Genomic DNA, 13,428 nt, shown 5'->3' on the forward strand with positions numbered 1-13,428 from the left:
CCATGAATACGTCTGCTGTTTCATCCGGTCGCGCAGCGCTGATACTGCTGCTGACCGGACAGATGTTGCCGCTGATTGACACCTCAATCACCAACGTCGCCCTTGACTCCATCACCCTGTCGTTGCATACCACCACCACGCAACTGGCGCTGATTGTCGCACTCTATGGTGTGGCATTTGCCGTCTGTCTGGCGATGGGCAGCAAGCTGGGTGATAACTTTGGTCGGCGCAAACTCTTTATGTGGGGCGTGGCGCTGTTTGGTCTGGCGTCACTGCTGTGCGGGCTGGCGAACTCTATCACCGCGCTGCTGGTTGCCCGCACGCTACAGGGTATGAGTGCGGCGTTGATCATGCCGCAAATACTCGCCACCTTGCATGTGACCTTAAAAGGCCCGGACCATGCCCGCGCCATCAGCCTTTATGGCGGCATCGGCGGTGTGGCCTTTATCATCGGCCAGATGGGCGGCGGCTGGCTGGTCTCTGCCGATATTGCAGGACTGGGCTGGCGCAACGCCTTTTTCATCAACGTGCCGATTAGCCTGCTGGTGCTGGCGTTAAGCCCGCGCTATGTGCCCGAAACCCGCAACGACACCCCGACGCGTATTGACTGGCAGGGCACCTTCGCGCTGGCGCTGATTTTATGCTGCCTGCTGTTCCCGCTGGCCCTTGGCCCGGAAATGCACTGGCCGTGGCAGAGCCAGGCGGCACTGCTGGCAATTATTCCGCTCGGTTTGTGGATGCGCGCGGGCGCATTACGTCAGGAAAAACGCGGTCAGCACCCGCTGATGCCACCGCGCCTGCTGAAGCTGCATAGCATTCGTTTTGGCATGCTGATCGCCCTGCTGTTCTTTACGGTCTGGTCCGGTTTTATGTTCTGTATGGCACTCACACTTCAGGCAGGTGTGGGTATGGCACCCTGGCAGTCCGGCAACAGCTTTGTGGTGCTGGGCGTGACCTATTTCGCCTCCGCCTGGTATGCGCCAAAACTGATCGCCCACCACAGCACACGCACTATCCTGCTTGGGGGGATTGCCATTCAGATGAGCGGACTGATGGCGCTGCTCGCCACCCTCTGGCTGACGCACGGAAAACTGGATGCGTGGAATCTGGCCCCGTCGACGGCGCTGATTGGCTACGGTCAGGCGCTGATCGTCAACAGCTTCTATCGCATTGGAATGCGCGACATCACCACCGGTGACGCCGGTGCAGGCAGTGCGATTCTGAGCACTCTGCAACAGGCGACATTGGGACTCGGTCCGGCTTTACTGGGCGGATTGTTTATGTACGTGCTGAACCGCACGCAGGGGAACTACAGCGATGCGCTGGCAGGCATTTTGATTGCCGAAGCGGTCATGATGCTGCTGCTTGCCGTCGCGGCCATTGGCGCGCGACAGCAGCTTGCACCGCGTTGCCCGGCGAACTAAATGGCATCAGATCTTTGAGGGCAGCCTCGCCACCAGTCGCCAGCGGAACCACAGCTGTGCTAACAGGATCAGCACACCGCCAAGGATTTTTTGCAACGGCAGGCGTTCGCTGTACCAGATAGAGGCAGCAATAACGGTGAGCAACGGCTCCAGCACCATAATCAACGCCGCGCTGGCAACGGCGGCGTATTTCTGCCCCTGAATTTGCAGGCCAAAACGCAGGCTGGTGGCGATGAAAATACTGGCGACCAGCCACATCGCAGTAGAGGCCGTAAAAGGCTGAGTCCAGTGTTCAAACAATAGCGAGAAGAGCACACCCACCGCGCCTGTCACCGCCAGTTGCACGGTGGTGAGGGGAATTAACGGGACTTCTCGCGCCACACGACTGGTGTAGCAGAATGAGATGGACTGAACAAAGGCAGTCAGCAGGAACCAGCCCTGGCTGGGGTGAAACACAATCGGGGTGTGTAAGCTCAATAACGCCAGTCCTATAATGGCGACCGGCAAACATTCCCAGTAAGCGCGTGCCGGACGTGCGCCCATCATCACCCAGGCCACCAGCGGTACGAACAGCATGGAGAGGCTCATGATAAACGCCCCTTCGCCCAGCGATGGCGTGGTGGAGACCGACCAGATCCACAGGCACATGTTGGTCGCCATCCAGAAACCACTGGTCACCACCTGACGAAGCTGAGTATGTGGGATTAACTGCCCGCGACAAAAAGGCAGTAATATCAGCGCCGCCCCTAAAAAGCGCAGCCCGAGAAAGGCAAAAACCGGCATGCCGGAGATAGCCTCGCGGGAAAAAATCCATCCGCAGGCGGCAATCAGTGTGGTTAAAACGAGAAAGAGTTCGGCTTGTCGTTGCCGGTTCATGGCAGAGCTCCCTGAGCATAAAAAAACCAGCGCAAAACGCTGGTAAAAAATTATCGGCCTAATAATACCCCAATATACCCTAAATAGTTCGGGTTGCAGGAAGGCGGCAAGTGAGTGAACCTCAGGAGCTTACTGCAATAAGTGACTGGGGTGAACGAGTATAGCCAACACACCTGCAGCCCGAAATATGACGGGTAGATTACGCACTGGCGCGAGAAATATACTGCCAGTCCATCATGATTCTTTCGGCTGGAGCTTCCGGGTTGTCGATTTTATTGAGTAGCAACCCTACCGCCTGGCGGCCAATCTCCCGTGAGGGCTGTTGTATCGTGCTGAGCGGTGGCGTCACCATCTCAGCCAGCTCCGTGCCATCAAACCCGACAACCGCGATGTCTTGCGGCATGGCAAGTCCGGCTTCGTGGATAGCCAGTAGCGCCCCGGCGGCCAGCGTATCGGACACCGCAAACACCGCATCAGGGCGTTCATCTGCGCGTAGCAGGTTTTCCATCGCTGCTTTCCCGGCGCTGAAGCTGAGATCCTGAGCGTATTCCACCATCTTCCAGGTGCTCTGTTTTTCCTGCAACGCATTGGTATAACCCTGCTCGCGCAGGCGGGCATATTTGTAACTCAAATCGTGGTTGATGAGCGCTATGCGCTGGCAGCCGCGCGCCAGCAGATGCTCAATAACACATTGAGCGGCATCGACATCATTGATACCTACGCAAGAAACGTCGCCTTCATCAGCATATTCCGCGCATTGCACCCAGGGCGCATTGCCAATCAGGGTGGTCAGCTCCGGCAGGCGGGCAAAAGCATCCATGGTGATAATGCCGTCGACAATTTTCCCGGAGAGCAGTTTGAGCGCGGAGCGAGAGCGTTCCATGTCCGAGCCGGTGTTGCAGAGCAGAATACGAAAACCGTTCTGTTCGGCTTCTTCTTCGATGCCTTTCACTACTTCAGCACAAAAGGGGTTGGCGATATTCGATACCAGCACGAGGATCATGGAGCTACGGGCTGTGCGCAACTGACGCGCCATCAGGTTAGGTTGATAGTTGCTTTCCGCGATGGCCTTCAGCACGCGTTCACGGTTTTTTTCTTTAACGGATTCGCTGTTGTTGAGAACTCGTGAAACCGTGGCAACGGAAACGCCAGCCAGTCTGGCGATTTTCTGAATGGACATAACGTCGATATTTCCTGCGGTTAGCGTCTGGTTAGCAGGCTATCACATTGCCGGAAGGCATGCACGGTGGACGCCCTCTCCATTCAGGGAGAGGGGACCGTACGTGCTCGCTGCCGCGACAATCTCAGTACGCCACCGTCACCCACTTTTGCTGCGCATGACTCTGCAAAATCGCATCAATAATAAACATCACGTTTGCGCCGTCGTGGAACGAGGCAAATTTAGCCTCTTCACGTGCAGGCATCTTCCCGGCTTTTACCGCTGAGTAGAAGTTAAGCATCATGTTCTTAAAGGCGTCCGGCCAGCCTTCGATGTGACCGCCGGGGAAATGGGCGCTTCCGGCAACGTCCGGGGACATCAGGCCCGGGTCGTCGGTGAGGGTTTGATTAGGCTGCTGGCGGTGACCAACCCACAGCTGCTGGGGGATTTCCTGATCCCAACCCAGTGAGCACTCACTACCATTTACCTCAAAACTCAGGCGATTTTTTCGCCCGGCGCTCACCTGCGAGACGCTGAAGCAGCCCTTGCTCCCATCTTCAAAACGAATCAATACCGAGGCGGCATCTTCGGTCGTCACCGGGCGGTCTTCTCTGATCTCCCCCTCTTTCGCTGACGAAAAAGTCGCAGCAGACGGACTGACTTTACGGGTCGGCCAGACGATAGATAAGTCGGCCATCACCTGGGTAATGCGTTTCCCGGTGACAAATTGCAGGGTATCGCACCAGTGCGAACCGATGTCCCCCACTGCCCGTGAAGCCCCACCGACCGCCGCATCCACGCGCCAGTTGTAGTCGGTTTCAAGCTGCATCCAGTCCTGCAAATAGCTGCCATAAACGGAGAACAGCCGCCCTACTTTCCCGCTGCGATTCATGCTCGCCGCCTGCTGCACCATCGCAAACTGGCGATAGACAAAGCTGACGCCGTGCACCACGCCCGCCTCTTCTGCCAGCGCCACCAGCTCGCGGGCCTCATCGGAGGTCATGCACAGCGGTTTTTCAGAAAACACATGTTTTCCGGCACGCAGGATCTGGCGGTTAATCGCCGCATGCAGATGGTTAGGCGTACAGTTGTGCACCACCTGCAAACCCGGATGAGCGAGAAGCTCCTCCACGCTGCCGTAAGCGTGTGGAACCCCCAACGCGCGCGCTTTTTGCGTGGCATCCGCCAGCGACGCATCACACAAAGCCACCACCTCAACAAACCCCAGGCGACGCAGTGCCTCAATATGCGCCGGGCCAATAAACCCGGTGCCAACAATACCTACCTGAATCATTCAACATCTCCCAAACCTAACATCCTGCGCACGCTCACCCGGTCTTCCGTTCCGGCAGCAAAATCATCAAACGCGTGGGCGGAGACAGGAATAATGTGGCGACGAATAAATTCGCAGCCTTCCCGTGCACCCACTTCGCTCGACTTCAGACAGCATTCCCACTCCAGTACCGCCCAGCCCGCATAACCGTACTGGGTGAGCTTGCTGAAGATGGCGCCAAAGTCGATCTGCCCGTCTCCCGGAGAACGAAAACGCCCCGGCCTCTCGCCCCAGTTCTGATAACCGCCATAAACGCCGCTGCGCCCGCTGGCGCGGTATTCGGCATCTTTCACATGGAACGCTTTGATGCGCGAATGATAAATATCGATAAACGCCAGGTAGTCGAGCTGCTGCAAATGCAGGTGGCTTGGGTCATACAGAATGTTGCAGCGCGGATGATGGTCGACCTTCGCCAGGAAACGCTCGAAGGTGACGCCGTCATGCAGGTCTTCGCCTGGGTGGATCTCAAAACAGAGATCCACACCCTGCTCATCAAAACAATCCAGCACCGGCAGCCAGCGGCGGGCCAGTTCGTCGAAGGCTTCGTCAAGCAGCAGCTTATTGTGCGGCGGCCACGGGTACATATAAGGCCAGGCCAGCGCCCCCGAGAAAGTGGCATGCGCTTTCAGGCCAAGGTTTTTTGATGCCACCGCAGCCTGCATGACTTTCTCTACCGCCCACGTCTGCCGCGCCGCCGGGTTGCCGCGCACGGCTTGGGGTGCAAACCCATCAAAGGCCTCATCGTAGGCGGGGTGCACTGCAATCAACTGCCCTTCCAGGTGTGTCGAAAGCTCGCTAATCACCAGCCCATGTTCTGCCAACAGCCCCGTCACTTCATCGCAATAGGCCTGGCTTTGTGCCGCACGGGCAACGTCAAAAATCGCCGGATGGTTGCAGGGAATTTGCAGAGCCTTGTAACCCAGTCCGGAAGCCCAGCCCGCCAGCCCGGCCAGCGAGTTAAACGGCGGTTGCTCACTGATAAATTGCGCCAGAAAAATGCCTGGCCCCTGAATGGTTTTCATCGCATCTCCCAATACTTATGCATGCTCACTGTCTTTATATTTGAACGAGAAAAGGAAAATCAGCGCGATAACGGCAGCCGCAACGGCCGGTATCCACCAGAAAGTGACCCACGCCTGCGGTACGCTCTGCCCTGCCACAATGCGGTTATACAGTGCACCTGAAATCTGCGAGCCCAGCAGCATGCCGATACCGTAGGTAAACATCACAATCATGCTCTGCGCCTGGCCTTTGACCTTTTCCCCGGCCACGCGGTCGGTGTAGATAAAGCCCACCACGAAGAAGAAGTCGTAGCAGACGCCGTGCAGCAGAATGCCGAGGTAGAGCAGGAAGCGCCCCTCTTCACTCACGCCAAGGGCAAAGAAGGCATAACGCACAAACCAGGCGAGCATGCCAATCAGCAGCATGTACTTCACGCCCAGACGGCGGAACAGCAGCGGAATGACCAGCATAAAGAAGATTTCGGACATCTGACCGAAGGACATCGCGGTGCTGACATCCGCCACCCCGGCATCCGCCAGATACGAAGCGGTGTAGGCGTAATAGGTGCCCAGCGGCACTGAAATCAGCATCGCGCACAGCGAGAAGACGAAGAAGTGGCGCGTTTTCAGCAGCGCAAAAGCATCGGCACAGAACAGGTCGCGCAGTGCGACTGGCTGCCCTTTTGCTGGCGCAGGCGTATGGGGCAATGTCAGGCTATAGAGCGCCAGCAGTACGGAACAGGCGGCTGCGACCTGGAAGATGGTCACGCTGGACGAGATACCGGTGACACCGATAAAGATGCCCGCCACAATCCAGCCGATGGTGCCAAACACGCGCACCACCGGGAAGGTTTTGTCGATATTCGCCAGGCTGTGGAACGCAATGTTGTTGGTCAGCGCCAGCGTTGGCATGTAGCAAAGCGTGTAGCCAAACAGCAGTGCAATCAGCATTGAGCCGTTTTCAGCCACCAGCGCCTGCGGCACAAAGAGCAGAATAGCCGCCCCTGCCAGGTGCATTACCGCCATCACTTTTTGTGAGGCGAAGAAGCGGTCAACCAGCATGCCGAGCACAAACGGTGAGAGAATAGAGGCGATCGGCCCCGCAGAGAACGCATCGCCAATCAACAGCGACATGTTGTGCTGCGTCATCACCAGACCTAAGGTGACCGACCAGCTCCCCCAGATAAAGAACTGTAAAAACATCATCAGCGACAGCCGGGGAACCAGCAGTCGGTGCTGTACCTGACTTGCGCTACTTTCGGTTGTTGACACCATTTTTTTGCCTCACCCTTGAAAAGTAATCGATTACAAATAACCTCAAGTGAAAAGTAATCGATTACAAAATAATTTTCCTGTTTGATGAAACAAGAGTGGGAGATCAATCACGATAAATTTTTAGCCAGAAAACGCCCCGCCGGATCCGGCGAGGCGTTAAGCATCAGTCGTGTTTAACGGTACGACGAGAGAGGGTAAAGGCTGCGAATAAGAAGACTATCCAGACCGGCAGCAGAATGGCGGAGGTGCGCATCCCGTCCATCGTGCACATCAGCACCAGGATCATCAGCATAAAGGCGATACACAGATAGTTACCCGCCGGGTAAATCAGCGCCTTGAACAGCGTGTCTCGACCTTTACGGCGCATGGCCGCACGGAATTTGAGGTGCGCCAGCGAGATCATGATCCAGTTCAGCAGCAGTGTTGCCACCACCAGCGCCATCAGCAGACCAAAGGCCTCTTTGGGCAGCAGGTAGTTCACCAGCACCACCAGCGAGGTGATCGCCCCCGACAGGATCAGCGAGTTGACCGGTACGCCGCGACGGCTGACGCGGGTCAGGAACGCCGGCGCATTACCCTGCACGGACAGGCCAAACAGCATGCGGCTGTTCGAGTAAACGCCGCTGTTATAGACCGACAGCGACGCGACCAGAATGACAAAGTTCAGCGCTGAGGCCACCAGATTGCTGTTCAGATCGTGGAAAATCATCACGAACGGGCTGCTGTCAGCGTTGATATCAATCCACGGGTAAAGCGCCAGCAGCACCACCAGAGAACCGATATAGAACAGCAGAATACGGTACACCACCTGGTTAACCGCTTTCGGGATAGATTTGTGCGGATCGCTGGCTTCAGCAGCCGTAATACCAATAAGCTCCAGCCCGCCAAAGGAGAACATGATGACCGCAAGCGACAGTATGAGCCCTTTCCAGCCGGTGGCCAGGAAGCCATCAAAACGCCAGAGGTTTTCGATGCTTGCTTTTTCCCCACCGTGACCGCTAAAGAGCATCCACAGGCCAAAGCCAATCATGCCGATAATCGCCAGCACTTTGATCAGCGCAAACCAGAACTCGGTTTCGCCATACAGGCGCACGTTCACCAGGTTTACGGCGTTAATGATGATGAAGAAGGTTGCAGCCCAGATCCACGTCGGCACGTCCGGGAACCAGTACTGCATGTAAATGCCCGCAGCGGTTAGCTCTGCCATCCCCACCAGCACAAACATGGCCCAGTAGTTCCAGCCAGAGAGGAACCCGGCAAAGGGACCCCAGTATTTAAAGGCAAAGTGGGCAAACGATCCGGATACCGGCTCTTCGACGACCATCTCACCGAGCTGGCGCATAATTAAGAAGGCAATAATGCCTGCGACACCGTAGCCCAGCAGTACCGCGGGCCCCGCCATCTGGATTGCCGGACCAATGCCGAGAAACAATCCGGTGCCAATCGCGCCACCCAGGGCGATTAATTGAATATGGCGATTTTTTAATCCTCGTTGCAGCGTCGGCCCTGTTTCCGACGCGGCATCTGCTGAGTGCTCAGATGCCAGTGACGCGTTTTTCACGTCTTTCCCCTTTATTGTTGTCATGAAGCCGCACCTTTTAACATTTAAGCCAGGGTGTAGCAAGGCCAGGGAAATCGCCTTCAAATCTCACTGCACAATGATCGCTATCCAGGTATGAATGATAGTTAAGATAGATTTTTATACTTTTCATGAATACTATTGATATTCTATTCATTATTTATATACTTTAACTATACTTTTAATGAAGCGTGAGGATGAAATGACAGATTCAACCATCGTTGTGTATACCGCCCGAGGCCTTGAAAGAATGCTTAAAGAAGGGGGTTCTCAAGCCTGGGTGCTCAGTGAAAAGCGTGCGAGAGGGTGTAAGTACGTTGTATGCGTTCAGAATCGGGATCCTGCTGATAACCAGCATAATGACTGGGGGGACGTATCCGACCCACATAAAAATGCCTTTTTTATCGGCAAAATCGCTGACATTGTTCCTTCTCCAACCTGGGATGGTTCACGCCCGAAGAAGTGGCTTATCCAGGTCAGCGAATATGCCCATGTTGCCATTCCCGATATGTGGGATGGGGCCAGAAACCCGGTAGCCTACTCCTCGCTGAAAGAGCTGGGAATTAATGAAAATTCAATTATTTTCAATAAGATGCCGAAACCTGCTATTGAGATTGCACAACCTAAAACGGTTCAACCAACAGAGCCACAACTAAGCGGCATTACTATCCAGCAGGCGAAAAAACTGCTGGCTAAAAAGTATGAAGTCTCAGAAGACAATATCGAAATTATTATTCGGGCATGACATGTAACACTTATCGCATTTTTATGTCTTAACAATTTGAAATAACTCATTAAATAGAGGGTACAGCGTGAACAAAGACTGGGACGGCAATTTTCGTGACATTCCTTTAGATCATTTTGAAAAGATGAAGAGCACAGCACGCATGCTGGCAAAAGTTAAAAAACAGCCTGAAGATGATAAGAAGATTTTCATCCGCATCGGGTTATCCGGTACCGGGGTCAGGCCCAACTATCAGGTAGAGCTGTTTAACAGCGCCGTCACCCCCATCAATGGTATTAATCATGAAGCCTTTGGTGTGGAGGAATTTGACAGGCAGTGGGTATCTAAACGCTATTCTATAGATGACCTGAACACCATGCGGCTTTTTGGCGGCATATTAGAAGCTGACGACGAATAGCCGCGCCAGCTCTGCTGTCAGGTTCGTGTCAGGCGGCTGTCGGGTGGGTGTCGTGTTGCTGTTTCACGATTTGAGCGACGCTGTCATCCTGTTCAAAACGGAGACACCATCATGAGTACCAACAGAGTTAAAGAGTACCGACTTGCCCGCGCCTGGTCGCAGGAACAGCTGGCAGAAATGGCCGCACTCAGTGTGCGCACTGTGCAACGCATTGAGAATCAGGAAGCACCGAGTCTTGAAACCCTGAGCGCCCTGGCGGCGGTGTTTGAAGTGAGCGTCACGGAGCTGTCGGGAAACAATGTCAGTGAAGCGGACGACGCGCTGGATTTGCGCATCAACACTGCGCGAGAAAAACTGGAAGCGGAAACCCGATTCTGGCGAGGGTTGCTGACAGCGGTGATTGTCTGTGCGCTGCTTTATCTCCTCAACCGCAACACCTCTCCCGACAGCCACTGGTCGCTGTGGGTCGCGGCAATCTGGGGAGCACTGACCCTGGTGCGGGGGTTGCGTATCTTTTTGTTTGGCAATCTGATTGCTGACTGGCAAAAAAAACGGCTGCAAAAATTGCTGCGTAAGTAAGGCGCTTTATCTGTGTTGCCAGCATAGTGCCGCTATGCTGGCACTATAACCGCTTTACAAAGCACACCGCTTCAGGCCTGCCAACGTAAACACCATAATTCTCCGTTTGCACATAGCCCTGCTTTTCGTAAAACGCGACCGCATGGTGATTAACCCGACGGGTTTCCAGCTTCATTTCGAGGTATCCCAGGTCTCTTGCCGCCTGTTCCAGATGACTCACGACAGCAGCACCAATCCCCTCACCTGGCCGCAAGGCAAACATACGCTTGAGTTCGGCGGTTTCTGCACTCAGCGGGCGGATAGCACCACAGCCAACGGCAATGCCCAAGCCGTCACGGGCGAGTACCCATAGCGCCCTGTCGGCTTGTACATCATCAAGATTGAAAGAGTTTTTCCCGCTACTGCCGGTGATAACCGCAAGGGTCGCGGACAATTTCTCGATAAGAAAGTGGGAGTCAGGCGAAAACGGATCGGCGTTGGCGACGTGGATCATCAGGGAGTGCTCTTTTTATATGTAGAAAGAGTACCTAACTTAACGAGTTACAGCAGAAAAAACACCCCGACATATTGCCGGAGTGTCAGCCCATAGACTTAGAAGGACATGGTCACACCGGCATAGTAAGCACGGCCCGGTTCGTTGTAGGTCGATGCACCGTCGTTTTCACGGTAAAGACGCTTATCGAAGAGGTTCGAAATCCCGCCATTAAGCAGCAGATTTTTGCTCAGTTGATAGTTCGCGCCCACACCCACGATGGAGTAAGAGCCGACCTCTTTCGAAGACATAGAGGTAACGTCGGTGCGAGACTCAACATATTCACGCGGCTTCTGGCGACCATACATGGTCCAGTTGATATTGGCGGAGAGCTTGTCCGTCGCCTGCCAGTCCAGCATGGTATTGACGGTATACTCAGGAATAATCGACAGCGGGTTACCGGTCTCTTTATTTTTGGATTCAATCATGTACGTACCGTTGGTACGCCAGGTCAGGGTGTCTTCAATCACCGGCACGCTCAGGTTCGCTTCCAGCCCTTCGACCACAGCTTTTCCGCCGTTCTCCCATTGCAGGATGTTGTAATTATTAGAGGTCACGCCCAGCACTTTCGTCCCGGAGACGATCTTGTTCTTATAATCATTGCGGAAGTACGTCACACCCGCCACAAAACCGTTGTGATTGAACTCCAGACCGATCTCTTTGTTAATGCTGATTTCTGGATCCAGATCCGGGTTACCCAGCAGGTAGCAACTGCCGCTGGCAATACTGTTCGGGCAGCCGTTACCGCGCGTTGCCAGCAGGTAGCCTTCGCTGGACTGATAGAGATTCGGGGCTTTATAGGCACGGGCAATACCGGCTTTCAGTTTGAACATGTCGCCCAGATCCTGGGACACGTTCAGTGACGGACTCCAGTTGGTGCCGAACTTATTGTGGTAGTCCATGCGCAGGCCCGGAATGATAAAGGTGCCCGCAAAGGCTTCGATATTGTCTTCAATATAGAAGGCCGTGGTTTCTGCGCTGTTTTTGCTGCTGCGACCGGCCGGATCGCCAGAAATGCCGTTGATCACACCATCGGCTGCCGAGGTAGCCGACATAGACGCCGGATCGTCAAGTTTTTCACTCTCCCACTCTGCGCCCAGCGTTACCATGTTCGGCACCCACAAGGTCAGCGGCAGGTTGATTTCCCCGGTGCCGCGCCAGGTTTCCAGGCGGCTGGTGTCGTTGGTATCGCTGTTGATCATCCCTTCCACGCGACCGGTCGACCCTTCCTGCAGGCGGGTGTTATTGGTCTTCTCGTAATAGACACCGGCTTTGGACTGGCCCCAGTCCCAGATACCGTTCCAGGTCAGACCGTAGTTTTGACGATACATGCGGTTGGTTTCTTCACCGTACAGTGTGGACACCAGCCCGTTCGGACTCAGGTTGCCGTTACTGTACTGCGTGTCCCCCGCATAGATATTGCCCTGACGACTGTAGCCGTAATCAAAATCGACAATCTGCGTTGGGGTCATTTTCCAGGAGAGCTGGCCATTGATGTCTTTGTTACGCACACCTTCGCGCCCGGCAGCATAAGAGCCGTTTTGCGCCAGGTTGATATCGGCATCATCAGCATCGGTCTTGTTGATGTTGCCGTACAGACGCATGGTCAAGGCATCACCGGCCAGCGGACCGCTTAAGTCGAAGTTGGCGCGCTTGGTCGCCCCTTCTTTGTCGTTTTCAGGTTGGTTGGTGTAAAGAGAAAGCGCACCGTGCCAGTCGTTGGTCGGGCGTTTGGTGATGATGTTGACCACCCCACCCGCTGCACCCGAGCCGTAACGGGCGGCTGCCGGGCCACGAATGACTTCAATGCGTTCAACCAGCTCAGGCGGTACCCAGTTGCTGTCGCCACGGGTATCGCGCTCGCCGCGCCAGCTGTAACGCACGGAGTTACGCGAGGTCACCGGCACACCGTCTACCATTATCAGGGTATTCTCCGGCCCCATACCACGGATATCAATCTGACGGTTGTTACCCCGGTTACCGGTGGCGCTGTTGCCCGTAAGGTTCACACCCGGCATTTTGCGAATGATCTGGGAAAGATCGTTGACTGGCGGTTCTTTCTTAATATCTTCTGCAGTGATGATAGACACACCAGGCTGCTGTTTTAGCTCCTGCTCCGCCGTTGCCTGGACGACGATTTCATCCTCCTCTGACGCAGACGTTGCATCCGCGGCAAAAGCGCCCGCGCTCAGACAGGACGCCAGGATCATCACCAGGGGACGTTTCTTGAAAATAGGGGTTACAACCATGCCACTCTTCTCCATTTTTTAACATATTTCGATAATGAGCATGATAATGATTTGCATTTAATCTTCATATTATGAAGAAAAAACTTCATTTTTCTTGCGAAAATCTTCTTCAAATCTCCACAATTTTACGAAATCTGACAGAAAATTCCGCTTAAGATCACCGAATGGGAATAAAAAACGGCAGAAATGGCAGAGTGATGGATTAGGGGGAACAGCAAGGGGAAATGTGAAGAGGACACACCGGGCATCCTTGCCCGGCCAGTCGAGGCGCTCTTTGGT

Annotated in this window: 12 protein-coding genes; 4 read left to right on the top strand and 8 right to left on the bottom strand. The window is 54.7% G+C overall.

Going from position 1 to position 13,428, the window contains the following annotated elements:
• The first annotated feature begins 2 nt into the window (after positions 1-2).
• Entirely contained in the window at positions 3-1,424 is a 1,422-nt protein-coding gene (locus AC5JPW_RS08165) for an MFS transporter (protein ID WP_494239448.1), read from the top strand.
• A gap of 6 nt (positions 1,425-1,430) precedes the next feature.
• On the opposite strand, the gene AC5JPW_RS08170 is transcribed toward AC5JPW_RS08165, so the two are convergent.
• From AC5JPW_RS08170 to pheP, 6 genes are all read right to left on the bottom strand, one after another.
• A complete protein-coding gene (locus AC5JPW_RS08170) occupies positions 1,431-2,300 on the bottom strand; it encodes a DMT family transporter (protein ID WP_494239450.1) in 870 nt (289 codons plus the stop codon).
• 199 nt (positions 2,301-2,499) lie between these two features.
• Positions 2,500-3,480 (bottom strand): LacI family DNA-binding transcriptional regulator, encoded by a 981-nt coding sequence (locus AC5JPW_RS08175; protein ID WP_494239452.1) that lies wholly within the window; start codon positions 3,478-3,480, stop codon positions 2,500-2,502.
• A gap of 124 nt (positions 3,481-3,604) precedes the next feature.
• Positions 3,605-4,753 carry a Gfo/Idh/MocA family protein gene (locus AC5JPW_RS08180; RefSeq protein WP_494239454.1) on the bottom strand — a complete coding sequence of 383 codons (1,149 nt, stop codon included), beginning with the start codon at positions 4,751-4,753 and terminating at the stop codon, positions 3,605-3,607.
• On the bottom strand, positions 4,750-5,814 hold the full coding sequence (locus tag AC5JPW_RS08185) for a sugar phosphate isomerase/epimerase family protein (RefSeq protein ID WP_494239456.1): 1,065 nt from the start codon (positions 5,812-5,814) through the stop codon (positions 4,750-4,752). Before AC5JPW_RS08185 ends, AC5JPW_RS08180 begins: the two co-directional genes overlap by 4 nt.
• 15 nt (positions 5,815-5,829) lie before the next feature.
• Complete coding sequence (locus AC5JPW_RS08190) at positions 5,830-7,068, bottom strand: MFS transporter (protein ID WP_494239457.1); 1,239 nt, start codon at positions 7,066-7,068, stop codon at positions 5,830-5,832.
• A gap of 163 nt (positions 7,069-7,231) precedes the next feature.
• A complete protein-coding gene (gene pheP / locus AC5JPW_RS08195) occupies positions 7,232-8,629 on the bottom strand; it encodes a phenylalanine transporter (RefSeq protein WP_494241169.1) in 1,398 nt (465 codons plus the stop codon).
• A gap of 220 nt (positions 8,630-8,849) precedes the next feature.
• Here pheP and AC5JPW_RS08200 point away from each other — a divergent pair, with 220 nt between their 5' ends.
• From AC5JPW_RS08200 to AC5JPW_RS08210, 3 genes are all read left to right on the top strand, one after another.
• Positions 8,850-9,392 carry a hypothetical protein gene (locus AC5JPW_RS08200; RefSeq protein WP_494239458.1) on the top strand — a complete coding sequence of 181 codons (543 nt, stop codon included), beginning with the start codon at positions 8,850-8,852 and terminating at the stop codon, positions 9,390-9,392.
• Between the two features lie 67 nt (positions 9,393-9,459).
• On the top strand, positions 9,460-9,789 hold the full coding sequence (locus AC5JPW_RS08205; protein WP_494239459.1) for a hypothetical protein: 330 nt from the start codon (positions 9,460-9,462) through the stop codon (positions 9,787-9,789).
• Between the two features lie 111 nt (positions 9,790-9,900).
• On the top strand, positions 9,901-10,368 hold the full coding sequence (locus AC5JPW_RS08210) for a helix-turn-helix domain-containing protein (RefSeq protein ID WP_494239461.1): 468 nt from the start codon (positions 9,901-9,903) through the stop codon (positions 10,366-10,368).
• A 43-nt stretch (positions 10,369-10,411) separates the two neighbouring features.
• Here the strand turns inward: AC5JPW_RS08210 and AC5JPW_RS08215 are convergent, their stop codons facing one another.
• Positions 10,412-10,861, bottom strand: a complete 450-nt coding sequence (locus AC5JPW_RS08215) for a GNAT family N-acetyltransferase (protein WP_494239463.1) — start codon at positions 10,859-10,861, stop codon at positions 10,412-10,414.
• Positions 10,862-10,959: 98 nt separating this feature from the next.
• Positions 10,960-13,149 (bottom strand): TonB-dependent siderophore receptor, encoded by a 2,190-nt coding sequence (locus AC5JPW_RS08220; protein ID WP_494239464.1) that lies wholly within the window; start codon positions 13,147-13,149, stop codon positions 10,960-10,962.
• Positions 13,150-13,428: the final 279 nt, after the last annotated feature.

The sequence above is a fragment of the Phytobacter sp. genome (genome assembly GCF_059074235.1).